General features: G+C 59.6%; 26 protein-coding genes, 1 pseudogene and 1 riboswitch. Of the genes and pseudogenes, 20 read left to right on the top strand and 7 right to left on the bottom strand.

Features of this window, described 5'->3' with window-relative positions:
• Nucleotides 1-186 precede the first annotated feature (186 nt).
• From RGU44_RS13500 to purM, 3 genes are read right to left on the bottom strand one after another with little or no spacing between them, the layout of a single operon-like run.
• Nucleotides 187-900, bottom strand: coding sequence for a DUF3108 domain-containing protein (locus RGU44_RS13500; RefSeq protein ID WP_219063934.1), 714 nt, complete (start codon nucleotides 898-900; stop codon nucleotides 187-189).
• Between the two features lie 8 nt (nucleotides 901-908).
• Nucleotides 909-1,559, bottom strand: coding sequence for a phosphoribosylglycinamide formyltransferase (purN, locus tag RGU44_RS13495; RefSeq protein ID WP_322182811.1), 651 nt, complete (start codon nucleotides 1,557-1,559; stop codon nucleotides 909-911).
• An 11-nt stretch (nucleotides 1,560-1,570) separates the two neighbouring features.
• Nucleotides 1,571-2,629, bottom strand: coding sequence for a phosphoribosylformylglycinamidine cyclo-ligase (gene purM, locus RGU44_RS13490; protein WP_219063933.1), 1,059 nt, complete (start codon nucleotides 2,627-2,629; stop codon nucleotides 1,571-1,573).
• A 349-nt stretch (nucleotides 2,630-2,978) separates the two neighbouring features.
• Between purM and RGU44_RS13485 the strand changes: the two genes are divergently transcribed.
• From RGU44_RS13485 to RGU44_RS13460, 6 genes are all read left to right on the top strand, one after another.
• Nucleotides 2,979-4,031 carry a DUF2066 domain-containing protein gene (locus tag RGU44_RS13485; protein WP_322181091.1) on the top strand — a complete coding sequence of 351 codons (1,053 nt, stop codon included), beginning with the start codon at nucleotides 2,979-2,981 and terminating at the stop codon, nucleotides 4,029-4,031.
• Between the two features lie 52 nt (nucleotides 4,032-4,083).
• Nucleotides 4,084-5,157 (top strand): AI-2E family transporter, encoded by a 1,074-nt coding sequence (locus RGU44_RS13480; protein ID WP_322181089.1) that lies wholly within the window; start codon nucleotides 4,084-4,086, stop codon nucleotides 5,155-5,157.
• A 195-nt stretch (nucleotides 5,158-5,352) separates the two neighbouring features.
• Nucleotides 5,353-6,057 carry a DnaA regulatory inactivator Hda gene (hda, locus tag RGU44_RS13475; protein ID WP_322182809.1) on the top strand — a complete coding sequence of 235 codons (705 nt, stop codon included), beginning with the start codon at nucleotides 5,353-5,355 and terminating at the stop codon, nucleotides 6,055-6,057.
• 7 nt (nucleotides 6,058-6,064) lie between these two features.
• Nucleotides 6,065-6,829 (top strand): NAD-dependent deacylase, encoded by a 765-nt coding sequence (locus tag RGU44_RS13470; RefSeq protein ID WP_322217520.1) that lies wholly within the window; start codon nucleotides 6,065-6,067, stop codon nucleotides 6,827-6,829.
• A 76-nt stretch (nucleotides 6,830-6,905) separates the two neighbouring features.
• A complete protein-coding gene (locus RGU44_RS13465) occupies nucleotides 6,906-7,559 on the top strand; it encodes a C40 family peptidase (RefSeq protein ID WP_322181084.1) in 654 nt (217 codons plus the stop codon).
• A gap of 84 nt (nucleotides 7,560-7,643) precedes the next feature.
• Nucleotides 7,644-8,189 carry a C40 family peptidase gene (locus RGU44_RS13460; RefSeq protein WP_322181082.1) on the top strand — a complete coding sequence of 182 codons (546 nt, stop codon included), beginning with the start codon at nucleotides 7,644-7,646 and terminating at the stop codon, nucleotides 8,187-8,189.
• A 45-nt stretch (nucleotides 8,190-8,234) separates the two neighbouring features.
• On the opposite strand, the gene RGU44_RS13455 is transcribed toward RGU44_RS13460, so the two are convergent.
• Nucleotides 8,235-9,560, bottom strand: a complete 1,326-nt coding sequence (locus RGU44_RS13455) for a sorbosone dehydrogenase family protein (protein ID WP_322181080.1) — start codon at nucleotides 9,558-9,560, stop codon at nucleotides 8,235-8,237.
• 220 nt (nucleotides 9,561-9,780) lie between these two features.
• Nucleotides 9,781-10,004, top strand: a riboswitch (cobalamin riboswitch).
• Between the two features lie 104 nt (nucleotides 10,005-10,108).
• Here RGU44_RS13455 and cobO point away from each other — a divergent pair.
• The 13 genes and pseudogenes from cobO to RGU44_RS13390 form a co-directional block, all read left to right on the top strand.
• Nucleotides 10,109-10,720 carry a cob(I)yrinic acid a,c-diamide adenosyltransferase gene (gene cobO, locus RGU44_RS13450; protein ID WP_322217519.1) on the top strand — a complete coding sequence of 204 codons (612 nt, stop codon included), beginning with the start codon at nucleotides 10,109-10,111 and terminating at the stop codon, nucleotides 10,718-10,720.
• A 10-nt stretch (nucleotides 10,721-10,730) separates the two neighbouring features.
• A complete protein-coding gene (locus RGU44_RS13445) occupies nucleotides 10,731-12,026 on the top strand; it encodes a cobyrinate a,c-diamide synthase (protein WP_322217518.1) in 1,296 nt (431 codons plus the stop codon).
• Nucleotides 12,023-12,673: a 5,6-dimethylbenzimidazole synthase gene (gene bluB / locus RGU44_RS13440; protein ID WP_322181074.1), complete on the top strand. Its 651-nt coding sequence runs from the start codon at nucleotides 12,023-12,025 to the stop codon at nucleotides 12,671-12,673. Before RGU44_RS13445 ends, bluB begins: the two co-directional genes overlap by 4 nt.
• Complete coding sequence (cbiB, locus tag RGU44_RS13435) at nucleotides 12,670-13,578, top strand: adenosylcobinamide-phosphate synthase CbiB (protein ID WP_322217516.1); 909 nt, start codon at nucleotides 12,670-12,672, stop codon at nucleotides 13,576-13,578. Before bluB ends, cbiB begins: the two co-directional genes overlap by 4 nt.
• Nucleotides 13,571-14,578, top strand: a complete 1,008-nt coding sequence (gene cobD / locus RGU44_RS13430; protein ID WP_322181070.1) for a threonine-phosphate decarboxylase CobD — start codon at nucleotides 13,571-13,573, stop codon at nucleotides 14,576-14,578. The genes cbiB and cobD overlap by 8 nt, the downstream gene beginning before the upstream one ends.
• The gene (locus RGU44_RS13425; protein ID WP_322217514.1) at nucleotides 14,575-16,050 is read left to right on the top strand and encodes a cobyric acid synthase; all 1,476 of its coding nucleotides are present in this window, start codon (nucleotides 14,575-14,577) and stop codon (nucleotides 16,048-16,050) included. Before cobD ends, RGU44_RS13425 begins: the two co-directional genes overlap by 4 nt.
• Before the next feature lies 1 nt (nucleotide 16,051).
• The gene (cobU, locus tag RGU44_RS13420; RefSeq protein ID WP_322217511.1) at nucleotides 16,052-16,573 is read left to right on the top strand and encodes a bifunctional adenosylcobinamide kinase/adenosylcobinamide-phosphate guanylyltransferase; all 522 of its coding nucleotides are present in this window, start codon (nucleotides 16,052-16,054) and stop codon (nucleotides 16,571-16,573) included.
• Nucleotides 16,570-17,622, top strand: coding sequence for a nicotinate-nucleotide--dimethylbenzimidazole phosphoribosyltransferase (gene cobT, locus RGU44_RS13415; RefSeq protein WP_322217508.1), 1,053 nt, complete (start codon nucleotides 16,570-16,572; stop codon nucleotides 17,620-17,622). The genes cobU and cobT overlap by 4 nt, the downstream gene beginning before the upstream one ends.
• A complete protein-coding gene (cobC, locus tag RGU44_RS13410; RefSeq protein ID WP_322181061.1) occupies nucleotides 17,619-18,188 on the top strand; it encodes an alpha-ribazole phosphatase family protein in 570 nt (189 codons plus the stop codon). The genes cobT and cobC overlap by 4 nt, the downstream gene beginning before the upstream one ends.
• A gap of 2 nt (nucleotides 18,189-18,190) precedes the next feature.
• Nucleotides 18,191-18,928, top strand: coding sequence for an adenosylcobinamide-GDP ribazoletransferase (locus RGU44_RS13405; RefSeq protein ID WP_322182807.1), 738 nt, complete (start codon nucleotides 18,191-18,193; stop codon nucleotides 18,926-18,928).
• A 270-nt stretch (nucleotides 18,929-19,198) separates the two neighbouring features.
• The gene (locus RGU44_RS13400; protein WP_322217506.1) at nucleotides 19,199-20,407 is read left to right on the top strand and encodes an MFS transporter; all 1,209 of its coding nucleotides are present in this window, start codon (nucleotides 19,199-19,201) and stop codon (nucleotides 20,405-20,407) included.
• Nucleotides 20,404-20,526 carry a hypothetical protein gene (locus RGU44_RS13395; protein ID WP_322183158.1) on the top strand — a complete coding sequence of 41 codons (123 nt, stop codon included), beginning with the start codon at nucleotides 20,404-20,406 and terminating at the stop codon, nucleotides 20,524-20,526. The genes RGU44_RS13400 and RGU44_RS13395 overlap by 4 nt, the downstream gene beginning before the upstream one ends.
• A 5-nt stretch (nucleotides 20,527-20,531) precedes the next feature.
• A pseudogene (locus tag RGU44_RS13390) lies at nucleotides 20,532-20,738 on the top strand (glutathione peroxidase); the annotation flags it as partial.
• Nucleotides 20,739-20,848: 110 nt separating this feature from the next.
• Here the strand turns inward: RGU44_RS13390 and RGU44_RS13385 are convergent.
• From RGU44_RS13385 to RGU44_RS13375, 3 genes are all read right to left on the bottom strand, one after another.
• On the bottom strand, nucleotides 20,849-22,129 hold the full coding sequence (locus RGU44_RS13385) for an OmpP1/FadL family transporter (RefSeq protein WP_322181057.1): 1,281 nt from the start codon (nucleotides 22,127-22,129) through the stop codon (nucleotides 20,849-20,851).
• A gap of 148 nt (nucleotides 22,130-22,277) precedes the next feature.
• Entirely contained in the window at nucleotides 22,278-22,757 is a 480-nt protein-coding gene (locus tag RGU44_RS13380) for a hypothetical protein (protein WP_322181055.1), read from the bottom strand.
• 358 nt (nucleotides 22,758-23,115) lie between these two features.
• A complete protein-coding gene (locus tag RGU44_RS13375; RefSeq protein WP_322181053.1) occupies nucleotides 23,116-23,340 on the bottom strand; it encodes a hypothetical protein in 225 nt (74 codons plus the stop codon).
• A 1,130-nt stretch (nucleotides 23,341-24,470) separates the two neighbouring features.
• On the opposite strand from RGU44_RS13375, the gene rmuC reads away from it, so the two are divergent.
• Nucleotides 24,471-25,835: a DNA recombination protein RmuC gene (gene rmuC, locus RGU44_RS13370; protein WP_322182805.1), complete on the top strand. Its 1,365-nt coding sequence runs from the start codon at nucleotides 24,471-24,473 to the stop codon at nucleotides 25,833-25,835.
• Nucleotides 25,836-25,884: the final 49 nt, after the last annotated feature.

Genomic DNA, 25,884 nt, shown 5'->3' with positions numbered 1-25,884 from the left:
CTTTGCATAAAGTGAAGGAATAACTCCGGGGCGCGGACGGTATGGGTGTCGCGGAGGTCGCGGGTGTGGGGTGTCGGCGTCTCGGACAGGTTACGTTCAGTTTTGCCTTGGTCCTGCGCAGCGCGCGCAATAAAAAGCCCCCGCTGAAAAGCGGAGGCTTGGGTCTTGCTGGCGAACTCAGGCCTGTTAGCTGCCTTTGACCGCATTGCCATTGACGGTGCCGTTCAACAGCATGATGTTGTATTCCTTACCGTCGGTTTCGACCTGTTGCAGGCGAACCAGCAGGTAATCCCAATCCTTGGCGAACCACATCACGGTAATGCGTTTGTTTTGCGTCGGGTCGCGTACACGCTCGACCTTGATGGCGTCGATCTTGCCAGCCTTGGTATCGACCTTTTCCGAGCCGAGTACGCGGAAGTCGTAGGTGTCTACAGAGTCACCATCGACCACCTGGTAGCTCATGCTCTTCTTGCCGGCAGCCACGTCTTTTTGCAACGCCAGCTGGTAGGTCGACTTGTCGAGCACGCCGGGGTTGATGGGCAGGTTGATCACGTCACCGCGATCCGTGCCGCTTACCACCTTGCTGCTCCAGTCGAACGCCATGTCGATCTTTTTGGTTTTACCCAGACCGCCGCGTTCGAAGTTATAGGACTGTGGCAGCAGGGTGCCCTTGTCGACACGCAGGGTGCTGACCTCGGTCAGGCTGGCGATCATCATGGAAGCCTTGAAGCTCAGGGTCCAGGTGTCGTTCGCGTTTTTCGTGAGGCTGCGTTCGGCGGTGCCGCTCATGGGCAGCTGTTTCCAGTCAGCGGTGTAGCTGGCGGAAAACGGCTGAAGGTCTGCGGCCTGAACAGCTGGCAGTGCGAGCAGAGCGAAAGCGAAGAGCAAAGCGCGACGCATAATATCTCCTAGATTCGAATCAAGTGGCCACTGGCCGGGAGTAACTGGCCATCCAGTAATGCGCCCTGTTCGCCGAGGCTTAGTCTTCCTTCGGCAAACCATCGTATTGCCAGCGGATAAATCTCGTGTTCCTGAGCATGAACCCGGTGTGCCAGGGTGGCTGGCGAGTCGTTCAACTCTACCGGGATTACTGCCTGTACGACCAGTGGACCCCCATCGAGTTCCTCTGTCACGAAATGCACGCTGCAGCCGTGTTCGCTGTCACCAGCTTCAAGCACTCGCTGGTGAGTATGCAAGCCCTTATAAAGCGGCAGCAGAGAAGGATGAATATTCAGCAGGCGGCCCTGGTAGTGACGGACGAATGTCGCACTCAATATGCGCATGAATCCGGCGAGCACCACCAGCTTGGGTTGGAAGGTGTCGATCAGCTCGATCAGCGCAGCATCGAAGGCCTCTCGACCTTCGAACGCCTTGTGATCGAGGACGCGGGCTTCGATGCCTGCGTCCCTGGCGCGCTGCAGGCCGAACGCATCGGCGCGATTGGATATCACCGCGCGGATACGGACAGGGTTGTCGACACCCTTGAAGCTGTCGATCATGGCTTGCAGGTTGCTGCCGGTGCCAGACAGCAGCACCACCACGTCACACGTTGCAGGTATCTGCACTGACATCAATGTACCTTGAGGTTTTTCAGCTCGACCTGTGCAGCGCCTTCGGCAGCGGTGGCGATCTGACCGATGACCCAAGGTTGCTCGCCGGCTTCACGCAGCACGTTCAAGGCCACTTCGACGTGTTCCTGAGCGACGCAGATGACCATGCCCACGCCACAGTTCAGGACGCGGTGCATTTCCGTTTCAGCGACATTGCCTTGCTGCTGCAGCCAGTCGAACACGGCAGGACGCTGCCAGCTGGCGACATCGACCACCGCCTGAGCGCCTGCTGGCAGTACGCGCGGGATGTTGTCCAGCAGGCCGCCGCCAGTGATGTGGGCCATAGCCTTCACTGCGCCAGTGTCCTTGATCAGCTTGAGCAATGGCTTCACGTAAATGCGAGTCGGCGCCATCAACAGGTCGGTCAGCGGTTTGCCGTCGAGCTGGATGTTTTCGATGTCGGCACCGGCCACTTCGATGATCTTGCGGATCAGCGAGTAACCGTTGGAGTGCGGGCCGGAAGACGGCAGGGCGAGCAGGGCGTCACCGGCGGCGACTTTCGAACCGTCGATAATGTCGGCTTTTTCCACGACACCGACGCAGAAGCCGGCCAGGTCATAGTCTTCGCCTTCGTACATGCCGGGCATTTCTGCGGTTTCGCCGCCTACCAGCGAGCAGCCGGACAGCTCACAGCCAGCGCCGATGCCGGTCACGACCTGAGTCGCGGTCTCGACGTTGAGTTTGCCAGTGGCGTAGTAATCGAGGAAGAACAATGGCTCTGCGCCGCAAACCACCAGGTCGTTGACGCACATGGCGACCAGATCGATGCCGATGGTGTCGTGTTTGTTCAGGTTCAGCGCCAGGCGCAGCTTGGTGCCCACGCCGTCGGTGCCGGAGACCAGTACAGGCTGCTTGTAGCCGGCCGGGATTTCGCAGAGGGCGCCGAAGCCACCCAGGCCGCCCATGACTTCCGGACGCTTGGTGCGCTTGGCCACGCTCTTGATGCGTTCGACCAATGCTTCACCGGCGTCGATGTCTACACCGGCGTCTTTGTAGCTCAGGGAGGGTTGCTTGCTCATAATCCAGGCCTTTAAGGGGATTCGGGGGGTCGACCGAAGTCGGCAGGGCCTCTCGAAAAACGCTGCATACAAGGAATGCTGCGTTTTCAGGGGCCACCGCCATCGCCAGTCTGCGAAGGCGCGCGATTTTATCAGGCTTACAGGGCAGCGGCCATCCTTAGGCCGACGGGCAGGCTTATTAGAACCCAAAATAATCGATGCATGCGCTCAAGCTGGCTCGTTTGTCGGCGGCTGTATAAGGTGTCGCTATGATTCTGTATGAATGATTCGGCTCGATGTGTGGTCTCAACCATATCAGTCGTTTTCACGCGGCTTTTTTCATGCCGCTTTTGCTCGTCGGGAACCTTCCATGCGTCTTTCTAAATTGTTGTTTGTGGGCTGCCTGTCATTGATCAGTCTGCCCAGCGTTGCTGAAACCATGAGCAACTTGTACCAAGTGCGTGAAACAGTCAGTGGGCAAACCCCTGATGAGCGCACTCAGGCCACGCAACACGCGTTGGAAACCTTGATTCTGCGGCTGACAGGTGATCCCAAGGCCCCGCAAAGCGCTGGCCTGGCCGGGTTGCGTAAGGACCCGCAACAGATCATCACCAAGTACGGCTACGAAGCGGGTCCGCCAGAGAGCTTACTGGTTGATTTCGATCCAGCCAGTACCGAGCGCTCGCTGCATCAGGCAGGCTTGTCTGTGTGGGGCAGCAATCGTCCGACGATCCTTGGTTGGTGGTTGAGTGATGCCACTGATGGCTCCAATCTGGTGGGTGATGGTCAGAGCGCGGCCGAACCCTTGCGTCGCGCGGCGCAGCACCGGGGTTTGCCGCTGCGTCTGCCTTTGGCGGATTTGAGTGAGCAAATTGTAGGAACGGCCAAGAACATCGAAGGCACCGACTCTGCGCCGTTGAGGGCCGCTTCCGAGCGGTATGGCGCCGATGGTTTGCTGGCGGTGCATGCCCGTGAAGAGAACGGTCAATGGCAGGGTAAATGGCGTTTGTGGCTGGGCCAGCAGAGTGAGCAGGGCACGGCCACCGGCGCGGACAGCGGAGCCTTGGCCGATGCTGTCCTGCTGGCGGTCAGCGAACGTCTGGCGCCGCGCTATGTGGTCAAGCCCGGTGCGTCGACCGCGCTGGTGCTGGAAGTGCAGGGCATGAACCTTGAACGTTACGCTCAGTTGAGTCGCTTGCTCGATCCATTTGGCGCCAAGCTGAAAACGGTGAGCGGTGATCGCATTACCTACGAGGTCAATGGCAGTGCCGATCAACTTCGTTCGCAATTGTCCCTGGCCAAATTGCAGGAAGTTCCAGCGGGCGAGGTGAGTGCTGCAACGCCGGCACAACAACCTCCGGTCGATGGCGTTGCCCCCGTGACTCAACCGTCTTCTGCACCGCAGTTGCACTTTCGTTGGTAACGGCGGGACGGTGCTTCGGGTTGGTTTTTATTCTTGGGTTTGAGGGGCGGTAATGGCTGACTCACGTCGTTGGTTCTGGATTGGCGGGGTTGTCCTGCTGTGTGTGTTTGTGTTTTTGCTGCATCCGATTCTGACGCCCTTTCTGATTGCGCTGCTTTTGGCCTATATGGCCGACCCTTTGGTCGATCGGCTGGAAGCTGCCGGGCTGTCGCGCACCTTGGGTGTGGTCGCGGTGTTCGGTTTGTTCACGATGATTCTGATGGCGCTGCTGCTGGTCCTAGTGCCGATGCTGGCCAAACAGTTGTTCCGCCTGTATGAACTGGCGCCACAGATACTCGACTGGTTGCAGCACACGGCATTGCCATGGACCCAGGCCAAGCTGGGCCTGGCTGATGGTTTCTGGAAGTTCGACAAGGTCAAGGCCGCCATTTCCGAGCACATGGGGCAGACGGGCGATATTGTCAGTGTGGTGTTGGCTCAGGCGACGGCATCCGGTCTGGCGTTGATCGGCTGGTTGACCAATCTGGTGCTGATCCCGGTGGTGTGCTTCTACCTGCTGCGCGACTGGGACCTGATGATGGCCAGGATTCGCAGTCTGTTGCCGCGCCATCGTGAAGGGCAGATCGTCAAGCTGGCCAGCGAGTGCCATGAAGTCCTCGGTGCCTTTATTCGCGGTCAGCTATTGGTCATGGTTGCGCTGGGCTTTATCTATGCCGCCGGCTTGATGCTGGTGGGCCTGGAGCTGGGCCTGCTGATCGGAGTGATTGCGGGTCTTGCGGCGATTGTGCCGTACATGGGTTTTGTAATCGGCATCGGTGCCGCCGTCATCGCCGGGCTGTTCCAGTTTGGCGGCGACGTGTACCCCATGATGGGTATCGTCGCGGTGTTCATGGTCGGTCAGGCCCTGGAAGGCATGGTTCTCACCCCATTGCTGGTGGGTGACCGGATTGGTCTGCACCCGGTGGCGGTGATCTTCGCGATTTTAGCGGGCGGTGAGCTGTTCGGTTTCACGGGTGTGTTACTGGCGCTACCGGTGGCGGCCGTCATCATGGTTTTGGTGCGCCATGTGCATGACCTCTATAAAGAGTCGGATATTTACGGTGGCACGGTAGATCCTGATCTGTAGGTGATCTGCCTGTTACGTCGGATCCTGGTCTATTCGCACTGGATCAGGCGCACCGATGCGGCGCATGACCGGAAGTAAACGCAAACCTTTGATTTTGCTTGTGGTCTGCCGCATTGTGCACCCAGCGTCACCGGTATAAACTTTGCCCACTTTATACTGAGGCCCCTAGCGGCTCGCTTGAGCCGTTCAGCCAGCATGAAACCGATTCAGCTGCCCTTGGGTGTGCGTCTGCGTGATGACGCCACCTTCATCAATTACTATCCCGGCGCCAATGCCGCAGCACTCGGCTATGTTGAGCGTCTGTGCGAAGCCGATGCTGGCTGGACCGAAAGCCTGATTTATCTCTGGGGCAAGGATGGCGTCGGGCGTACTCACTTGCTGCAAGCCGCTTGCCTGCGCTTCGAGCAGTTGGGCGAGCTGGCAGTTTACTTGCCCTTGGCGGATGTGATGGATCAAGGCGTTGAGCTGCTCGATAATCTGGAGCAGTACGAGCTGGTTTGCCTGGATGACCTGCAAGCGGTGGTTGGCAAGCCGGAGTGGGAAGAGGCGCTGTTCCACCTGTTCAATCGCCTGCGCGACAGCGGCCGTCGCCTGTTGATCGCCGCGTCCCAGTCTCCACGGGAGCTGCCGGTCAAACTTCTCGACCTCAAATCACGGCTGACCATGGCCCTGGTGTTCCAGATGCGTGGTCTGTCCGATGAAGACAAACTGCGCGCCTTGCAGTTGCGCGCTTCGCGCCGTGGCCTGCACCTGACTGATGAGGTCGGTCATTTCATCCTGACTCGCGGTACCCGCAGCATGAGTGCGCTCTTCGACTTGCTCGAACGTCTCGATCAAGCGTCACTGCAAGCGCAACGCAAGCTGACCATTCCTTTCCTGAAGGAAACGTTGGGTTGGTAGCGCGGCCGTGGTAGATCGCAAGCTATTGCTGCAAACAGCAGCGGCGTTGCGTCATGCCCGGCGCATCCTGATTATTACCGGCGCTGGCTTGTCGGCCGACTCGGGCCTCCCGACCTACCGGGGCGTTGGCGGGCTGTATAACGCAAAGACCTCGGACGGGCTGCCCATCGAAATGGCGCTGTCTGGCCCGATGTTGCGCCGCGACCCTGCGCTGTGCTGGAAATATATCGCCGAACTGGGCAAGGCTTGTCTCGGTGCGCAACCGAATGCCGCCCATTACGCCATCGCTCAGTTGCAGCGACTCAAGCCTGAATGCTGGGTCCTGACGCAGAACGTCGATGGCTATCAGCGTGCCGCTGGCAGCCCACCTGAGCGCTTGATTGAAATCCACGGGCAGTTGGCGCCGTTGTTTTGCCAATCCTGTGGCGCCATCGACCCGGAACTGAGCGAGCACCTGCAACGGCCATTGCCGCCCTTGTGCAAGCACTGCCATGGGGTATTGCGCCCGCCAGTGGTGTTGTTCGAGGAAATGTTGCCCGAGCGGGCGCTGGAAACGTTGTACGAAGAAATGGCCAAGGGTTTCGACGCTGTATTGAGCATCGGCACCACTGCCAGCTTCCCGTATATTCACGAGCCAGTCCTGCGTACGCGGGTGTCGGGGGGCTTTACCGCCGAGATAAATCCGACGCCGACCGACCACAGCGCCGCCATGGATGTTTTCCTGGGCTGTAGAGCCTTAGAAGTTATGGAGGAACTGGTAAGTCACATTTAGATCGATTGAATTTGCAAATCAGGGTGATAGAAGGCATAGTCTCATCTCCTTTACATCACTAGCCACGGTCGTGCCCATGCTAAATCGCTTCGCACCCCTCGTGCCCCTCGCACTGGTTTCACTCCTTTTTGGTTGCGCGGCTAACATGCCTGCCTCGAACCAGCAGCAGGTCCAGAATCAGGCTCATGCCTCGATTACTGCGCAGTCTGCACGCTCCTCCCAGATGGCCGACGGATCTGACTCCGTGTTGTCCGAAGAGTTGATCACCGAAAAAGAACTGGCCGAGTTTGCTGACAGCAAGCCGTACCGCATGCCGATTCTTGCCGACAGCATCCTGGAACGCGGCATGTCCCTGATCGGTACCCGTTATCGCGTAGGCGGTACGTCCGAAGCAGGTTTCGATTGCAGCGGATTCATCAACTACCTTTTCCGTGAAGAAGCGGGCATGACGTTGCCACGCTCCACTCGCGACATGATCAACTTGAAGGCTCCACTGGTTGCTCGCAACAACCTGAAGCCGGGTGATCTGCTGTTCTTCAGCACCAAGGGTCGCGGTCGTGTGAGCCATGCCGGCATCTATCTGGGCGATGATCAATTCATCCATTCCAGCAGCAGCCGCAGCGGTGGTGTTCGGGTCGATAGCCTGGATGACAGCTATTGGAAGAAGACCTTCATCGAAGCTAAACGTGCGTTAGCGATGGCGCCGACTACAATCCAAAGCCAACGCTAGTCATTACCGGAGCGTGTAACTCAAGTTACACGCAGTTCGGGCTCCCGGCAGAGTAAGCCGCATCCAGATCAGGTTGTTGTGTTTATGTCGATTACGGTACGCCTAGGGTTGATTACATTGGCTGCTGCGCTTCTTGGCGCTTGCGCAAGCCACGCTCCACCCCCTTCAAAACAATGGGTTGTTCGACCCGTTGCGCCAATGACTTCCGATTATTCCTCGCCTGCTGCTGAAGACGTGCTAATTCGCGCGCTGGGTTTGGTCGGCACGCCTTATCGCTGGGGCGGCAATACACCTGATTCGGGCTTCGATTGCAGTGGGTTGATTGGTTATGTCTACCGTGACGCGGCCGGTATCGCGCTACCACGCTCGACCCGAGAGATGATTGTGATGCGCGCGCCGGACGTCGGGCGCAACGCTTTACAGTCTGGTGATCTGTTGTTCTTCGCCACGTCAGGCGGCTCGCAGGTCAGTCACGCCGCGATCTACGTTGGGGAAGGGCGCTTTGTGCATGCGCCGGCAACGGGCGGCACAGTGCGCCTGGACAGCCTCGACAACAGCTATTGGCAAAAAACCTACCTCAACGCCAAGCGCGTCATTCAGCCAGAGCATCTGGCGCGTAATAACCCCTGATTTGATGTGATCGTGCAGTAAATCCTGCCCCGTCGAAAGCGGGGCTTACTGCGCCTTTGCCGCCGTCACCCGCCAGATTTTATTCCCCACGTCATCGGCCACCAGCACTCCGCCATGCTGATCATTGATCACGCCCACCGGACGCCCCTGGGCCTTCTCGTCTGCGTTGAGGAAACCGGTCAACAGATCGACGGGGGCGCCGCTGGGTTTGCCGTTGGTGAACGGTACGAATATCACCTTGTAACCACTGTGGGGGTTGCGGTTCCACGAACCGTGTTGGCCGATGAATACACCTTGGGTGAACGGTGCCGGCAGCGATTTTCCGTCACTGAAGGTCAGACCCAACGACGCGGTGTGGGGTCCGACGGCGTAATCCGGTGCAATGGCCTTGGCCACCAAAGCCGGGTTTTGGGGTGAGACGCGCACATCCACATGCTGGCCGTAGTAGCTGAAAGGCCAACCATAGAATGCGCCATCCTTCACTGACGTAATGTAATCGGGTACCAGATCGCTGCCGATTTCGTCGCGCTCATTGACGGCGGTCCACAGCGTGCCTGTCTGCGGTTCCCAGTCCATGCCATTGGGGTTGCGCAGGCCAGAGGCAAAGATCCGATGCGCGCCCGTCGCGGCATCGACTTCCCAGATCGCGGCTCGACCTTCTTCCTTGTCCAGGCCGTTCTCACCGACATTGCTGTTGGAACCCACGGTCACGTACAGTTTTTTACCGTCTTTGCTGGCAATGACGTTCTTGGTCCAGTGGTGATTGAGTGTCCCTGCAGGCAGGTCTGTCACCTTGCTTGGCTTGCCGGTAATCGAGGTTTGCCCGTTTTCATAATGGAAACGCAGCAGTTGATCGGTGTCGGCGACATAGAAGTCGTTGCCGACCAGGGCCATGCCAAAGGGTGAATTGAGGTTTTGCAGGAACACGGTACGGGTTTCAGCAACACCGTCATGGTCTTTGTCGCGCAGCAGTGTGATCCGGTTGGCGGACGCTACGCCCGCCCCCGCACGCCCCATGACCTTTTTCATGATCCAGCCCCGAATGCCTTTGCTGTCATCGGGCTTGGCCGGCGAGTTGGTTTCGGCGACCAGTACATCGCCGTTAGGCAGCACGTACAGCCAGCGCGGGTGATCCAGGTCTTCGGCAAACGCCGACACCTGAGTGCCTGGTGCAGCGACAGGTTTTGCACCCTTTGCCCAGCCCACGGCAGGGGCGATGTTCACGGTCGGGATCAGTGTTTTGTTCGGTTCAGGCAGCTTCGGCTGCGGGCCCGTGCCTTCCGCTACTTGCAGGCTGGCAGTCTCGCCGCAAGCGGTAAGGCCGGTCATCAGTACAAGCAGTACTGCCAACTGAGGTCTGAGTGTGAACATGACGATCTCCATGAAAAGCGAAAAGTGCGCGTAAAGCAGTAGAGGAGGGTGGGCTGTTGAGGTTCAACCTTTTGCAGGTGAGTTGATAGTCAACAAGCTTAGTAGATGGCGCGGGATGGCTGTCGTTTAATATCAATCGATATGACTCGCACGGGTCAAACAGCTTTATTACGCGAAAGGAAAGGGCGCTTCGATTGACGCTCTATCCCCAACCCTCTACCCTTCGCGACGTGTTTCAGGTGCTCGGCCATCGCTGATGGGCTGAGTGAAACAGGGAAGCCGGTGAGGACGCGTCCAGCGACCGATTCCGGCGCTGCCCCCGCAACGGTAAATGAGTCAAAGCTGCGCATTCAGTCACTGCATCGTAAAAAATGTGGGAAGGCGCGCAGTGGGGGCAAAGCCCGCTCATGAGTCCGGAGACCGGCCTGAACCATCCAACAGCATCACGGCGGGCGATGCTCTGCGCAGGGTCTTTTTTGACCGTGCTGGCAGTCAATTCCTGTGCCTTCCGTTTGCTTTCGCGTGCCCTGCTCAAACGGAGAGCTGAGATGAACGAATCCCCCGAACGTGACGAACGCCATCTGGCGCGCATGCTGCGTAAAAAAGCCGTCATGGACGAGCGCATTGCCAGTTCGCCGAATGAATGCGGGCTGTTGCTGGTCCTGACGGGGAACGGCAAAGGCAAAAGCAGCTCAGCGTTCGGCATGCTTGCCCGCGCCATGGGCCACGGTATGCAGTGTGGCGTCGTGCAGTTCATCAAGGGTCGCAACAGCACCGGTGAAGAGCTGTTCTTCCGTCGTTTCCCCGAGCAGGTGCGTTATCACGTCATGGGCGAGGGCTTCACCTGGGAAACCCAGGACCGCCAGCGCGATATCGCCGCCGCCGAAGCTGCCTGGGAAGTGTCCCGGGAAATGCTGCGCGACCCAGGCATCGGCCTGATCGTGCTCGATGAACTGAATATCGCCCTCAAACACGGTTATCTGGATCTGGAGCAGGTCCTCAGCGACCTGCAAAGTCGTCCGCCGATGCAGCATGTGCTGGTGACGGGCCGCGGCGCGAAACCCGAGCTGATTGATCTGGCGGACACGGTTTCCGAGATCGCCGTGGTCAAGCATGCCTTTCAGGCTGGTATCCGTGCGCAGAAAGGCATCGAGCTATGAGCAGTCCTTCATGAGAGCGCCGCGTCACTGCCCGGCGGTGTTGATCGCTGCGCCGGCTTCCGGCCAGGGCAAGACCACCGTGACGGCCGCGTTGGCCCGACTGCACCGCAATCAAGGGCGCAAGGTTCGGGTGTTCAAATGCGGCCCTGACTTTCTCGACCCGATGATTCTCGAACGCGCCAGTGGCGCGCCGGTCTATCAGCTGGATTTGTGGATGGTCGGCGCCGATGAAAGCCGCCGACTGTTGTGGGAGGCGGCGGGCGAAGCCGACTTGATTCTGATTGAAGGGGTCATGGGCTTGTTCGACGGTACGCCGTCCAGCGCAGACTTGGCGCGCCATTTCGGCGTACCGGTTCTGGGCGTGATCGACGGCACTGCGATGGCCCAGACTTTTGGCGCGTTGGCCCTGGGCCTGGCGCGTTATCAGCCGGACCTGCCGTTTGCCGGGGTCTTGGCCAATCGCGTCGGCACCGTGCGCCACGCGCAACTGCTCGAAGGCAGCCTGACCGAGGGCTTACGCTGGTACGGCGCGTTGTCACGAGAAACCGGGATCGAGTTGCCGAGCCGTCATTTGGGCCTGGTCCAGGCCAGCGAACTGAATGATCTGGATGCACGCCTCGACGCCGCCGCCACCGCCCTAGGCAGCACGTGCGAGGTGTCCTTGCCGCCGGCTGTCGAATTCGCCGCGCCCGACATCGTCAAGGCTGAACCCTTGCTTGAGGGGGTGCGCATTGCCGTGGCTCGGGACGAAGCGTTTGCCTTTACCTACGGCGCCAGTCTTGACCTGCTGCGGGCCATGGGCGCCGAGTTGTCGTTTTTCTCGCCGATCCACGACACCTTCATTCCCGATGCCGACAGCCTTTATCTGCCGGGCGGTTACCCCGAACTGCACCACGTCGCGCTGGGTCAAAACCTACCGATGCTGGCCGCCGTTCGCGCCCATCATGCAGCAGGTAAACCCCTGCTGGCTGAGTGCGGCGGCATGCTTTACCTGCTGGATGCCTTGACCGATGTCGACGGTCAGCGTGCGCAACTGGTGGGGCTGCTGACGGGCGAAGCCGTGATGCAGAAACGTTTGGCCGCGCTGGCTTTGCAAGCGGTCGAACTGCCGGAAGGCTTGCTGCGTGGGCACACCTATCACCACTCGCTGACCAGCACTGAGTTGCAGCCCATCGCTCGAGGTCTGAGCCCTAACGGTGGACGCGGCGCCGAGGCGGTCTATCGTGACGGGCGCATGACCGCGTCTTACGTACACTTCTATTTCCCTTCTAATCCTCAAGCGGTTGCGGCGCTTTTCAAACCATGAATGATCAGGCGTTCAGCCCCGACGAACGTGCGGCGGTGTATCGAGCGATTGCCGAGCGTCGCGACATGCGCCACTTCATCGGTGGTAGCGTGGCGCCGGAGCTGCTGGCGCGATTGCTCGAAGCGGCGCATCAGGCGCCCAGCGTCGGGTTGATGCAACCGTGGCGCTTTATTCGCATCAGTGACCGGTCGCTGCGGGAGAGCATCAAGGCACAGGTCGAGGCAGAGCGGATTCTTACCGCAGAAGCCTTGGGTGAGCGCTCCGACGATTTCATGAAGCTCAAAGTCGAAGGCATTAACGATTGCGCGGAAGTGCTGGTCGCGGCGCTGATGGATGATCGCGAGCGGCATATCTTCGGGCGCCGCACCTTGCCGGAAATGGACATGGCGTCCTTGTCCTGCGCGATTCAGAATTTGTGGCTGGCAGCGCGTGCCGAAGGGTTGGGCATGGGCTGGGTTTCACTGTTCGAACCGCAAGCGCTGGCCGACCTGCTGGGCATGCCGGCGGGGGCAAAACCCTTGGCGATTCTGTGTCTGGGACCGGTGGCCGAGTTTTACCCGGCGCCCATGCTGGTGCTGGAAGGGTGGGCGCAGGCGCGTCCGCTGAGCGAATTGCTCTACGAAAACCAGTGGGGAGTGAGTCGATGAGCGTGGCGTTGTTGAGCGTCGCCGGGGTTGCGCTGGATGCGCTGCTGGGCGAGCCGAAACGGGCGCACCCGCTGGTGGCGTTCGGGCGCTTTGCCGACCGGATCGAACAGCGTTTCAATTCGGCTGGGCGCGGTTGGCGCAGTCATGGTGTCACCGCCTGGTTCATCGCGGTGATCCCGTTGACGCTGCTGGTGACTTTTTTCAGCTGGTTGCCCTATATAGGCGGGTGGGTGGAGGTTCTGGCGCTGTATTGCGCGCTGGGTTTGCGCAGCCTTGGCGAGCACGTCGAGCCGGTGGCGCAGGCCTTGCGCAGCGGTGACCTGGACGAAGCCCGTCGTCGCGTGGGCTATCTGGTGAGTCGGCAGACAACGGAGCTGGACTCGACTGAAGTCGCCCGCGCGGCCACCGAATCAGTCTTGGAAAACGGCAGCGATGCAGTGTTCGCCGCCTTGTTCTGGTTTGTTGTCGCGGGTGCGCCGGGGGTGGTGTTGTATCGCTTGAGCAATACCCTGGATGCTATGTGGGGCTATCGTAATGAACGTTTCGAACGGTTTGGCTGGGCGGCGGCAAAGATCGATGATGTCTTGAATTACATTCCGGCACGCCTGGTGGCGTTGACCTACGCGCTGCTGGGCAACACCCGATTGGCCCTGCGCTGCTGGCGTTCTCAAGCACCTGGCTGGGACAGTCCGAATGCCGGTCCGGTGATGGCCGCCGGTGCGGGCGCGCTAGGCGTGGAGTTGGGTGGGGCAGCGATTTATCACGGTGAACTGCACCAGCGTCCGCAATTGGGCGAAGGCGCGCCGGCTGATGCTCAGTCGATCGATCGTGGCTGGCAACTGGTCCAGCGCGGTGTCTGGTTGTGGTTGCTGGTCCTGTGCGTGGGGGCTGAACTGTATGCTTGAGCACGGCGGTCGCTTGCGAGATGCGGCATTGCACTACGGCATCGCTGAAGCCGAGTGGCTGGACCTGTCCAGTGGCATCTCGCCCTGGCCCTGGCCGATTCCGGAAATCCCGGCGCGAGCCTGGGCGCGGCTGCCGGAAACCGACGATGGCCTGGAACTGGCAGCCTGCGCCTACTATGGCGCCCCTCGTGTGCTACCGGTGCCCGGTTCGCAAGCCGCGATTCAGGCGTTGCCGCGTTTGCGTCGTGCGGGCAAGGTCGGTGTGTTATCGCCGTGTTATGCCGAACATGCCGAAGCCTGGCGTGCCAACGGCTTTCGGGTGCGCGAAGTGTTCGAGCACGAAGTGGATTTTTTCATCGACAGCCTTGATGTGCTGGTGGTGGTCAATCCGAACAACCCCACCGGGCTGAGCATCGCCCCGGAGCGCCTGCTGGAATGGCACGCGCACCTGGCCCAGCGCGGTGGCTGGTTGGTGGTCGATGAAGCCTTTATGGACAACACGCCGCAGTTGAGCCTGACCGCCGAAGCCTGGCGCGTCGGCTTGATCGTGTTGCGTTCATTCGGCAAGTTCTTCGGGCTGGCGGGCGTGCGTTTGGGCTTTGTGATTGCCGAACCACAGCTGCTCAAATTGCTGGCGCGGCAGATTGGCCCTTGGGCCGTCAGCGGGCCAACGCGTGTGCTGGGGCAGGTGTGCCTGAGCGATGTCGAAGGTCATCGCCTGCAACGCCTGCGTACCGAACACGCCAGCCAGCGCCTGGCTGAACTGCTGAGCCAGTATGGCTTGAAACCTCAGGGTGGTTGCGCGCTGTTTCAATGGTTGACGACTCCGCACGCTGTTCAGGTTTATGAGTTCTGTGCCCGGCGCGGGATTCTGCTGCGGCTGTTTTTGAACACCGGCAGTCCCCACCACAGCGCCCTGCGTTTCGGTCTGCCGGCTGAAGAAGTCGACTGGCAACGGTTCGAACGAGCTCTTAGCGACTACACCAAGGAAATACCATGACCACCTTGATGGTGCAGGGGACGACGTCAGACGCCGGTAAAAGCACGCTGGTGACCGCGCTCTGTCGCTGGTTGACCCGTCAGGGCGTTCGCGTGGTGCCTTTCAAGCCGCAGAACATGGCGCTCAACAGCGCAGTGACGGCGGACGGTGGCGAGATCGGCCGAGCGCAAGCGGTGCAGGCCCAGGCCGCTGGGCTCGAGCCACACACCGACATGAATCCGGTGTTGCTCAAGCCCAATAGCGACACGGGCGCGCAGGTCATCATCCACGGCCGGGCGGTGACCACCATGAACGCGGTGGCGTATCACGGCTATAAAGAGATCGCGATGCAGGCGGTGCTGGCCTCGCACCAACGCTTGAGTGCGGCCTATCCGGTGGTCATGGTCGAAGGCGCCGGATCGCCTGCCGAAATCAACCTGCGTGCTGGCGACATCGCCAACATGGGCTTCGCCGAAGCGGTGGATTGCCCTGTCCTGTTGATTGCCGATATCAATCGCGGCGGGGTCTTCGCCCACCTGGTGGGCACCCTGGAACTGCTGTCCCCGAGTGAGCAGGCGCGGGTCAAAGGTTTCATCATCAATCGTTTTCGCGGCGATATCGCCTTACTGCAACCGGGCCTCGACTGGCTGGAAGCGCGCACCGGCAAACCGGTGATCGGCGTGCTGCCGTATGTGATGGATTTGCACCTCGAGGCCGAAGATGGTCTCGATCAGCGCCAGACCGACAAGGTCGAGCAGGTGCTGAATGTGGTGGTGCCGGTATTGCCGCGTATCAGCAATCACACGGACTTTGACCCGTTGCGCCTGCACCCACAGGTGAATCTGCAGTTCGTCGGTCCTGGCCAGCCGATCCCGGCTGCGGACTTGATTATCCTGCCTGGCTCGAAAAGCGTGCGCAGCGATCTGGCGTTCTTGCGCAGCCACGGCTGGGACATCGCCATCGCCCGGCACCTGCGCTATGGCGGCAAGGTGTTGGGCATTTGTGGTGGTTTGCAGATGCTCGGTCAGCAGCTGCATGACCCGCTGGGGCTCGAAGGCGCGCCCGGTTCCAGCGCCGGTTTGGGCATGCTGGACATCAACACCGTGCTGGAAGAACAGAAACAACTGCGCAATGTGCGTGGCCATCTCGCGCTTGAAGACGCGCCCGTGAGCGGTTACGAAATTCACGCGGGGGTGACCACTGGCGCGGCGCTGGAGCATGCCGCCGTGCGCCTTGATGATGGTCGCCATGACGGTGCACAGAGTGCCGACGGGCAAATTCTCGGCACCTACCTGCACGGCCTGTTCGAGTCGCCGCCAGCGTGTGCTGCATTACTGCGCTGGGCGGGCTTGGAAAATGTGCAGCACGTCGACTACCACGCGCTGCGCGAACGCGACATCGAGCGACTGGCGGACCTGGTTGAGAACCACTTGGACGGCGCGCTTTTGCGAACCCTGTGTGGTTTGGACGACGCTGGTTTAGAGGGCAACTGACATGCTGCAACTTATTCTAGGCGGCGCTCGTTCGGGCAAAAGTCGACTGGCCGAGCAGTTGGCCACCCACAGTAGCCTCGACGTCATCTATATCGCTACCAGCCAGGCGCTGGATGGCGAAATGAGCCAGCGCGTGGCGATCCATCGTCAGCGCCGCCCCGACAGCTGGGGCCTGATTGAAGAACCGCTCGAACTGGCCCGTGTCCTGGTCGAGCAGGCCAGTGCCCAGCGGTGCCTGTTAGTGGATTGCCTGACCTTATGGCTGACCAATCTGCTGATGCTCGAAGACCCTGAGCGCCTGGCCCTTGAGCGCGAGGCGCTGTTGAACTGCCTCGCCGGGTTGCCCGGTGAAATCATTTTTGTCAGCAACGAAACCGGGATGGGCGTCGTGCCCCTCGGTGAACTGACCCGGCGTTACGTCGACGAGGCCGGCTGGCTGCATCAAGCCCTGGCCGAACGTTGCCAACGCGTGGTGTTGACCGTCGCTGGCCTGCCCTTGACCTTGAAAGGACCCGCAATATGAGCAATTCCTGGTGGCTGAAGCCGGCGCAGGTAATCAATAGTCAGGTGCGTGAAGAGGCTCTGGCCCGTCAGCAGCAGTTGACCAAACCGGCCGGCTCTCTCGGGCAGCTAGAGCGGGTAGCGGTGCAGCTCGCCGGGTTGCAGGGGCGGCTCAAGCCCAGTGTCGACAACCTGTGGATCGCCATTTTTGCGGGCGATCATGGCGTGGTTGCAGAAGGGGTTTCGGCTTTTCCGCAGGAAGTCACCGGGCAAATGCTGCATAACTTCGTGACTGGCGGTGCGGCAATCAGCGTGCTGGCCCGTCAGCTTTCGGCGCAGTTGGAAGTGGTTGATCTGGGCACGGTATCGCCGTTGAACCTGCCGGGTGTCCGGCATTTGCAGTTGGGTGCGGGCACCGCGAACTTCGTCGAAGGGCCGGCGATGACCGAGGCGCAGGGTTTGCTCGCGCTGGAGGCTGGGCGTGACAGTGCTCGCCGTGCACTGGCGTCGGGCGCGGAGCTGTTTATTGGCGGCGAGATGGGCATCGGCAACACCGCAGCGGCCAGCGCATTGGGATGCGCCTTGCTCGAATGCCGGGCACAGTTGCTGGTTGGGCCGGGCACTGGGCTCAATGCGGCGGGCGTCACGCACAAAGCGTTGGTCATCGAGCGTGCGTTGGCGCTGCATGCCGGGCATGCTGGCGATCCGCTGCGCACTTTGTTCTGTCTGGGCGGCTTCGAGATTGCAGCGCTGGTCGGTGCCTACCTGGCCTGTGCTCAGGAAGGTATCGCTGTGCTGGTCGACGGCTTTATTTGCAGCGTTGCGGCGTTGGTTGCGGTGCGCTTGAATCCATCGTGTCGTGACTGGTTGTTGTTCGGCCATCGGGGCGCCGAGCCAGGCCACCGGCACGTGCTGGAAGTCTTGCAGGCCGAACCTTTGCTCGACCTGGGCTTGCGCCTGGGTGAGGGCAGTGGTGCAGCGTTGGCTGTGCCTTTGCTGCGTCTGGCCTGTGAACTGCACAACGGCATGGCGACGTTCGCCGAGGCGGCAGTGGCGGACCGCCCGGCATGACCTTGCGCCTCGATCTGCTGCGTCATGGCGAAACCGAGCTCGGCGGTGGCCTGCGTGGCAGCCTGGACGACGCTCTGACGGCTGCTGGCTGGGCGCAGATGCGCGTGGCGGTGGCTGAGGGTGGACCGTGGGATCGAATCGTCAGCTCGCCGCTGCAACGCTGCGCACGCTTTGCCCAAGAGCTGGCTGACCAGTTGGCCCTGCCACTGCACATGGACGCCGATCTGCAGGAGCTGCACTTCGGTGAATGGGAAGGGCGCAGCGCTGCCCAACTGATGGAGACCGACGCGGAGAGTTTGGGGCTGTTCTGGGCCAATCCTTATGCGTTCACCCCGCCCAAGGCTGAACCGCTGACGGCGTTTTCCTCGCGGGTATTGGCGGCGGTCGAGCGTTTGCATCAGGCCTATGCCGGTCAGCGCGTGTTGCTGATCAGTCACGGCGGGGTGATGCGCCTGTTGCTGGCTCAGGCTCGGGGGTTGCCCCGTGAGCAACTGCTTCAGGTTGAAGTTGGGCATGGTGCACTGCTGACGCTTCAGGTCGGCAGCGGCTGCGTGTTGAGCGAATGAACCTGTCGCCCTTCTGGATTGCCCTGCAGTTTCTCAGCAGCCTGCCCATTCGCCTGCCGGGCATGCCGGAGCCGCAAGCGTTAGGGCGGTCGTTGTTGTTTTATCCGTTGGTGGGGCTGCTGTTCGGGCTGGTGCTGATGGGCCTCAATGCGCTGTTGAGCGGTACGCCGTCGATGTTGCATGCGGCCTTGCTGCTGACCGCCTGGGTAGTGCTCAGCGGCGGCCTGCACCTGGACGGATTGGCCGACAGCGCTGATGCGTGGCTCGGTGGCTTTGGTGACCGCGAACGCACCCTGAGCATCATGAAAGACCCGCGCAGTGGACCGATCGCGGTCGTTACCCTGGTGCTGGTGCTTCTGCTCAAATTCTGTGCCCTGCTGGCAGTGATCGAACACCGGCAGAGCGTGGCCTTATTGCTGGCCCCATTGATCGGGCGCAGCGCCATGCTCGCCTTGTTTCTGGGCACACCGTATGTACGGGCGGGTGGGTTGGGACAAGCACTGGCCGATCACCTGCCACGCACACTGGGCCAGCAGGTTTTGCTGTTGAGCGCCGTGGGGTGCGTGCTCGTGGCGGGAGTGAGCGGTCTGATTGCCCTGTTGGTGGCGTGTGTCTGTTTCTTCTGGCTACGCCACCTGATGCTACGCCGACTCGGCGGCACCACCGGCGACACCGCCGGCGCGCTCCTGGAATTGCTGGAAGTGGCAGTGCTGGTGGTGTTGGCGCTGGTTTATGCCTAGGCAAGCCTGATTCCACAGTGTTCCTGTCTCAGCTCAAATTGTGTGGTTGATCGCATTCTCTGTGGGAGACCCAGCCCCGCCTGAAGCCTGTGCCGGGCTTATTCGCAAGCAAAACTACGCGTCCCGCTGCGAAGGCGTCTCGCCAGTCACATCTCCCTCTCTGTCTGATGCATTGACAGTCGTTGTGCGTGAAGCGTAGTTTTCGTCGGTTGGATTACGGGCCTAATACGCCTACTTTGCAGGGCTTGATGAGCGAGCCGGAGAATAAGAATGACATCGGTCTGGCGTACCAGTGGTTGGATTTTGCTGGGGAGTGCGTTGATCCTCGCGTTGTCCCTGGGTGTGCGGCATGGCTTCGGTTTGTTTCTGGCGCCCATGAGTGCTCAGTTCGGTTGGGGGCGTGAGGTATTTGCCTTTGCGATTGCATTCCAGAACCTGATTTGGGGCCTGGCCCAGCCGTTCGCAGGCGCACTGGCGGATCGCTTCGGTGCGGCGAAAGTGGTGTTTGTCGGCGGGATTCTTTATGCCGTGGGCCTGGCATGCATGGGCATGGCCGATTCGCCGTTGTCCCTGTCCCTGAGCGCCGGTGTGTTGATCGGTATCGGTTTGTCCGGCACCTCATTTTCGGTGATTCTGGGCGTGGTCGGTCGAGCGCTGCCATCCGAGAAACGCAGCATGGGCATGGGCATCGCCAGTGCGGCCGGTTCATTCGGTCAATTCGCCATGTTACCCGGCTCCCTCGGCCTGATTGGCTGGCTTGGCTGGTCGGGGGCATTGCTGGTGCTGAGCGTGCTGGTAGCGATGATTCTGCCGCTGGTTGCAATGATCAAAGATGTGCCGACGCCACTCACTGGAGGCGAACAAACCCTGCGTGAAGCCCTGCATGAAGCCTGTACCCACTCGGGTTTCCGGCTCTTGGCCCTGGGTTTTTTCGTCTGTGGTTTTCAGGTGGTTTTCATCGGTGTGCATTTACCTGCGTATCTGGTCGATCAACACCTGCCCGCCAAAGTCGGCACCACGGTGTTGGCCCTGATTGGTCTGTTCAATATCTTCGGTACTTACACGGCCGGTTGGCTGGGCGGGCGTATGTCCAAACCACGCTTGCTGACCAGCCTGTACCTGATTCGCGCTGTGGTGATTGCCTTGTTCCTGTGGGTGCCGCTGAGTGAGACCACGGCCTACCTGTTTGGCGTCGCCATGGGCCTGCTGTGGCTCTCCACTGTGCCTCTAACCAACGGTACGGTCGCCACTCTGTTCGGGGTGCGCAACCTGTCGATGCTCGGTGGTATCGTCTTCTTGTTCCACCAATTGGGTGCCTTCCTCGGTGGCTGGTTGGGTGGCGTGGTGTATGACCGCACGGGGAATTACGATTTGATCTGGCACGTGTCGATCCTGCTCAGCCTGCTGGCTGCTGCCCTGAACTGGCCGGTGCGCGAGCGGCCGGTGGCGCGGTTGCAGGTTCAGGGCGTGGTGCTGTGAACAGCGTCTGGCCTTGGCTCGGCGGCATAACCCTCGGGTTTTTGCTGCTGGCGCTGGTGTGGTGGGGCTGGCAGCACGTTGGTCTGGGTGCGCTGCAATTGGGCATGAGTACCTGCTAGGCATCATGATCGAGCCACAACAGGTCAAAGGCCCGAATGCCACCCACCTGTTCAAGGTGCTGGCCGAGCAGAGCAGCGAGCCGCGCTGGAATTTCTATAAGTACGTGATTGACCGTCAAGGCCACGTAATCGCCCATTTTTCCAGCCTGACCAAACCCGATGATGCCGCTTTCGTTGCGGCTGTCGAGAAAGCCATTGCGTCCAAACCCTGATGGTCTGAGCCTTAAGCTGCAACCATGAAAAAGCCCTGCATCCATTATTGAACTGCAGGGCTTTTTCGTATTCGGCTGACGAGCCTTTCAGCTCGTCGCGAACGGGCTCATTAGAAGCGGTAAGTCACAGACGTACCGAAACCGTGGGCGCTGTTGTTGTAGGTGGAGCTATAGGTACCCTTGGTCGGGCTAGACAGATTGACGGTGGTGTCTTCTTCCTTGAGGTAGGAGTAAGCCACGTCGATGGTCAAATCGTCTGTCGGGCTATAACCGGCACCGAAGCTGATGGCCCTGCGGTCACCCGTCGGGATGCGCGGGGAGCGGTCGGTGTTGTTGGTGGGCGACTGGTCAACCGAGAAGCCGGTGCGCAGGGTCCACTGCTTGTTGAGCTTGTACGCGGCACCGATGGCGTGCGCCCAGGTGTCGTGCCAGTTCTGCTCCTCGGTGATCGTGCCGATCGGGCCTGCGCTGCCACCCAATGCCGCTGCGACTCCGCTGTTCTTCACGGTGATGTTTTGCAAACGGCTCCAGCGGGTGTAGGTGGTACCTGCGTAGAGGGTCCAGTCGTCGTTCAATTCGTGAGTGACCGAAAAGTCCGTGGACTCAGGTGTCTTGAGGCTGAGTGAAGCGTCGTACTTGCTGCCGCTGTACGGGCCAAAGCCTGCGCCATCAATCTCGGTATGGCCTTCAAGTTTGAAGTCGACCACTGAGTGGTAGGTCAGGCCTACACGGGTGCGGTCAGTGACTTGAGCGAGGATACCGATGTTGTAACCAAGGGCGGTGTCGTTGCCCTTGATCCTGACTTGGCCGTCAGGGCCTACGCCTGCACGGGTGACTGTCGGGGTGGCCGAGGTCAATTCGCCGTCGATGCGGTTGATGGTCGGACCAAAACCGATGGAGATTTTGTCATTGAACGCATAGCTGACAGTAGGCTGCAAAGTAACGACTTTTACGTCACTTTTCTTACCGTAGTAGCGACCGGCGAAGCCATGTTCATACTGGGTGACCAGGCCGAAGGGGGCGTAAATGCCGACACCAAAGGTCCAGTGATCATCAATAGGCTTTACGTAGTAACCCATGGGTACGGCGATCAGTGGGACCATATCGCCATCATTGCTGCCGCCGAATGGACGGCCGACACCGTCATGGATATCGGTTTTTGCGTCGAGAGCTACAGCGCCCAGGCTGACCTGTTCACGCTTGATGCGCGACATACCGGCCGGGTTACCGAACACAGTGCTGGCGTCTTCGGCAGAAGAAGAGCGACCGGCGAAACCCGTTCCCATGCCGCTGACGCTCTGCTCGTTGACCGCGAAGCCTGAGGCAAAAACTTGAGTGGATACCATGCCGATGGCGAGGCTAAGTGTGGTCTTGAGCATTACTTTTTTCATTATTAGAACTCCGTGTTGATCACGGGTCGGAAATTACCAACATTTTCGTCTAAGCGCCATAGCCTAGATGGCCCGAGATAGAGCCTTCTTGTAGGACAATTTGTCCAAGTGCGTCGATCTGCAGCGATCTTGCAGCTGGAGAAAAAACTCAGGCAACGTGATGAAGAGGGGCTACGCAGGAGTGCCAGGCCGCAGTGAAATCGCGTAAACGACCCTGTGGCTGGAAGGTTTGACGCCAAATTCTTGCCATGGCCAGCACGTCGTTTTCAGCGGGCAAGGGTTTACCTTGTGCTTCGATCAACAGCCAGGCGATGGCGGTGGCATAACGCAGATTAACGGTCAGTTCCAGGTGCGGTCCCTTGAGAAATGCATGCTGACTTGCAAGGCCTCGAACGAGACTGGCTCGTTCCGGGTCCAGTGCCAGGTAGTCATCCCAGAGATGTTGGTGACGAACTTCGGTGATGCGGTACAGCCCATGAGCGCGCCGGCTGTCCAGTGCCTCGCCGAGTGCCGATTGGCTGGCGGCGACCCCGAGCAGCAAGGATTCGGCAGTAGAGCAATAACGTCCAAGATAGATCAGCGTGGGGCGGATCACATATCGACACAGTTCACTGGCGGCGATTCCCATAAAGCCCTCGTGACATCCCTTGTAAAGCAATTAGAGCCGGCGAGGCCGTGGCGCGTGGCAGCGGTGAATCGGATCAGGCTCGCCGGAAGCAGCCAGGGCCGCTTGAGTTGAAGTGTAGTGTCATATTTCGGGCGTAAAGGGCTGTTTTTAAAATATTTGTGCCGGCGGCTTATGGCGTATATATCCCTTTGTGCTTAGCTCATGCTTATTGCTCGGGTGATAAAGGATCAAAAATCCAGGCGGAAAGCAGGCTTGGAAACCGCCAGTCCAGGCGCTGGGTAAATCACAGGCAATAAAAAACCTCGCTTGAAAGGCGAGGTTTTTTGATGGGGCGATTCAGCCAGCGGCTGGCATTCCGTCAGGCAACCAGTGCCTGGCGTGTACGCTCGATCACGGCTTGCAGCGGCTCGGCGCTGGAATACTGATCGGGGTACAGACGTTCGCTGTGACGAGCGATGCCGTGTTCGTTGACGATGGTGAAGCTGAAGCAGCCTTTGCGAGCGGCCATGATCAGGCAATTCATTGGAGCAAATGCGCTGGTTAGGGTGCGAATGGCATCCTGAGTCTGGATATGAGTAGTCATGGTTATGGGTGTTTCCTACAAGCGACACGGTATAAGACCGTGCAAAATAAAAACGTTCCAGTAAACCGCGGGCCAGTGCAAGGCACGGCGGGGCGAAGAACCTGACTGGAACAAAGCAGACAGTTTGAAGCGCGCTTTATCGTATGGCGCTTGGGCTGACTGGTAGGTACTTAGGAGGGCAGGCAACACAACAAGGGCAAAGGTTCGAGGCCCGGGGTGAAGTTCCTGATCAATCTGCAGGTTGGTTGAGTCAGAGCATGAGAGCTGCGCTACACCCTTCCCGTCATTGAGGAAGGCCGTGTGTCGAGTTCATGCCTGGAAACCATCTAGGTGGTCGATCCCGTATGGTCGGCAACACTTTCACATTGGAAAAGCGTTTGCCGGGGGACTGTTTCGACCAGAATTGACTTTCAGCTTGGTACTAACTGCCGCGATGATAGCGGATCGAGTCCTGGATTGGAAGCCAGCTAATAAAATTAATTGCAGGTGTGTGGGGCAGGCTGAGATAGGGGGCAATGTCGTCCGCCGAGTTCTATGCAGATGTTGGGTCAAAACGAGGGTCGCGTTATAACTGCCAGTGATCGAGTTGTACACACTGGCGCAACAACCTGTCATGCCACTGTCACATCCGATCCCAAGCGCTTGATTTCTTGTGGTGAATTATTAAGTCAATGAAAAACATCGTTTTTTTTCATTGGTGAAAAAAGCGTCAGTTTGAACGCAGGCCACGTTCTATAGGCGTTTGCGAAGGTTCACGGTGGGTTGTCCACTGAGTTATCCACAGCTTCTGTGGATTGTCCCAAGCGCTTGCTCTAGTCCGCGGGTGCCATGGTTGGCGTAGGGGAATTCACAAAATCCTCCATGAAGAGGATCGTTTATCAGTGGTGTTTGCTATTTCTTTTTGGAATTAACAGGTTCGGATGAGGATACCGACTGTCGCCGTGGCGGTCTGTTCTAAGCATAATGCCCGGCACGATACCCCTCAGTGCATAGACGTTATAACCCCCGGAGTTTTTATGGCATTGGACCTGACCAGCCTCCTGCTTGGCCTTGCTGGCGCGGCATTGCCGTTGTTGGCCTTGGCTTGGCAGCTGCAGCGACGGCTGGCACGGCAGCAGGCCGACGCGGCGTTGCTCGACGAGCGTCTGAGTACTGCGCTGTTGGCTCAAGATGGTCTTGGCGCCCAGCTCGACGCCAGCCGTGATGAAATCAGTGACCTGAGCCACGCCAATGCGGCCAAACAGGCTGACCTTGCGGCGGTGCGCCGGGAAGTCGAGTTGCTGCGTCAGGAGCGCGATAACGCCCATGAAGCCGCTCAAGGCTGGAGCCTGGAGCGTGCCGGCAAAGAAGCCGAACTGCGCCGTCTTGACGCATGCTGCGCGTCGCTGGGCGCCGAATTGCGCGAGCAGCAGGAAAGCCATCAACAGCGTCTGAGCGACCTGCAAGGGTCGCGTGATGAATTGCGTGCGCAGTTCGCCGAGCTGGCCGGGAAAATCTTCGATGAGCGCGAACAGCGCTTCGCCGAAACCAGCCAACAGCAACTGGGGCAATTGCTCAACCCGCTGAAAGAGCGGATTCAGTCCTTCGAAAAACGTGTCGAAGAAAGCTATCAGCAAGAAGCTCGCGAGCGTTTCTCGTTGGGCAAAGAGCTGGAGCGCCTGCAGCAGCTCAATCAGCGCTTGAGCGATGAAGCCACCAACCTGACGCGCGCACTCAAGGGCCAGAAGACCCAGGGTAATTGGGGGGAATTGATTCTTGAGCGGGTGCTTGAGCATGCAGGACTGGAAAAAGGGCGTGAGTACCAGACGCAAGTCAGTCTCAAAGGCCCGGATGGCGAGCGCTTTCAGCCGGATGTGCTGATTATGTTGCCCGGCGACAAGCAAGTGGTAGTCGATGCCAAGGTCAGTCTCACCGCTTACCAACAGTACGTCAGCGCCGATGACGAGGTGATTGGTCAAGCCGCGTTGAAGCAGCATGTGCTGTCCTTGCGCAACCATGTCAAAGGCCTGTCGGGCAAAGATTACAAACGACTCGAAGGCTTGCACAGCCTGGACTTCGTGTTGCTGTTCGTGCCCATCGAAGCGGCTTTTTCCGCCGCGTTGCAGGCGGAGCCAAACCTGTTTCAAGAGGCGTTCGATCGCAACATCGTGATCGTCAGCCCGACCACCTTACTTGCCACCTTGCGTGTGATCGATAGCCTGTGGAAGCAGGAACGTCAGAGCCAGAATGCGCGGGAAATCGCTGAGCGGGCAGGTTGGTTGTACGACAAGTTTGTGCTGTTCATCCAGGACCTGGACGAAGTTGGCAATCGCCTGCAACAGCTGGACAAAGCGTACGGTGCTGCCCGCAACAAACTCACCGAAGGGCGCGGCAATCTGGTCAGCCGCAGCGAGCAACTGAAACTACTGGGCGCCCGCGCCAGTAAAAACCTGCCAGCGGACCTGCTTGAAAGGGCCATGACCGATGATGATGGGGTGGTGCAGTTGCCTGAATGATCCTGGGAGAGAGTGACAGCCAGTGCGCGAAGACAATCTCCTCCGTCGT

This window comes from Pseudomonas sp. 5C2, assembly GCF_034314155.1.
In the GTDB taxonomy this organism is placed as follows: Bacteria; Pseudomonadota; Gammaproteobacteria; order Pseudomonadales; family Pseudomonadaceae; genus Aquipseudomonas.
The sequence above is the reverse complement of the archived record's forward strand: the minus strand, read 5'-3'. Positions and strand labels throughout refer to the sequence as shown.

Bases quoted from the DNA above. Each gene is read 5' to 3' on its own strand.
- RGU44_RS13455 (WP_322181080.1), bottom strand. From the start codon at position 9,560: ATGTTCACACTCAGACCTCAGTTGGCAGTACTGCTTGTACTGATGACC.
- hda (WP_322182809.1), top strand. From the start codon at position 5,353: ATGAAACCGATTCAGCTGCCCTTGGGTGTGCGTCTGCGTGATGACGCC.
- cobC (WP_322181061.1), top strand. From the start codon at position 17,619: ATGACCTTGCGCCTCGATCTGCTGCGTCATGGCGAAACCGAGCTCGGC.
- bluB (WP_322181074.1), top strand. From the start codon at position 12,023: ATGAATGATCAGGCGTTCAGCCCCGACGAACGTGCGGCGGTGTATCGA.
- RGU44_RS13500 (WP_219063934.1), bottom strand. From the start codon at position 900: ATGCGTCGCGCTTTGCTCTTCGCTTTCGCTCTGCTCGCACTGCCAGCT.
- RGU44_RS13380 (WP_322181055.1), bottom strand. From the start codon at position 22,757: ATGGGAATCGCCGCCAGTGAACTGTGTCGATATGTGATCCGCCCCACG.
- cobT (WP_322217508.1), top strand. From the start codon at position 16,570: ATGAGCAATTCCTGGTGGCTGAAGCCGGCGCAGGTAATCAATAGTCAG.
- purM (WP_219063933.1), bottom strand. From the start codon at position 2,629: ATGAGCAAGCAACCCTCCCTGAGCTACAAAGACGCCGGTGTAGACATC.
- RGU44_RS13480 (WP_322181089.1), top strand. From the start codon at position 4,084: ATGGCTGACTCACGTCGTTGGTTCTGGATTGGCGGGGTTGTCCTGCTG.
- RGU44_RS13465 (WP_322181084.1), top strand. From the start codon at position 6,906: ATGCTAAATCGCTTCGCACCCCTCGTGCCCCTCGCACTGGTTTCACTC.
- RGU44_RS13375 (WP_322181053.1), bottom strand. From the start codon at position 23,340: ATGACTACTCATATCCAGACTCAGGATGCCATTCGCACCCTAACCAGC.
- cbiB (WP_322217516.1), top strand. From the start codon at position 12,670: ATGAGCGTGGCGTTGTTGAGCGTCGCCGGGGTTGCGCTGGATGCGCTG.
- cobD (WP_322181070.1), top strand. From the start codon at position 13,571: ATGCTTGAGCACGGCGGTCGCTTGCGAGATGCGGCATTGCACTACGGC.
- cobU (WP_322217511.1), top strand. From the start codon at position 16,052: ATGCTGCAACTTATTCTAGGCGGCGCTCGTTCGGGCAAAAGTCGACTG.
- RGU44_RS13385 (WP_322181057.1), bottom strand. From the start codon at position 22,129: ATGAAAAAAGTAATGCTCAAGACCACACTTAGCCTCGCCATCGGCATG.
- RGU44_RS13425 (WP_322217514.1), top strand. From the start codon at position 14,575: ATGACCACCTTGATGGTGCAGGGGACGACGTCAGACGCCGGTAAAAGC.
- RGU44_RS13400 (WP_322217506.1), top strand. From the start codon at position 19,199: ATGACATCGGTCTGGCGTACCAGTGGTTGGATTTTGCTGGGGAGTGCG.
- RGU44_RS13445 (WP_322217518.1), top strand. From the start codon at position 10,731: ATGAGAGCGCCGCGTCACTGCCCGGCGGTGTTGATCGCTGCGCCGGCT.
- cobO (WP_322217519.1), top strand. From the start codon at position 10,109: ATGAACGAATCCCCCGAACGTGACGAACGCCATCTGGCGCGCATGCTG.
- RGU44_RS13485 (WP_322181091.1), top strand. From the start codon at position 2,979: ATGCGTCTTTCTAAATTGTTGTTTGTGGGCTGCCTGTCATTGATCAGT.
- RGU44_RS13460 (WP_322181082.1), top strand. From the start codon at position 7,644: ATGTCGATTACGGTACGCCTAGGGTTGATTACATTGGCTGCTGCGCTT.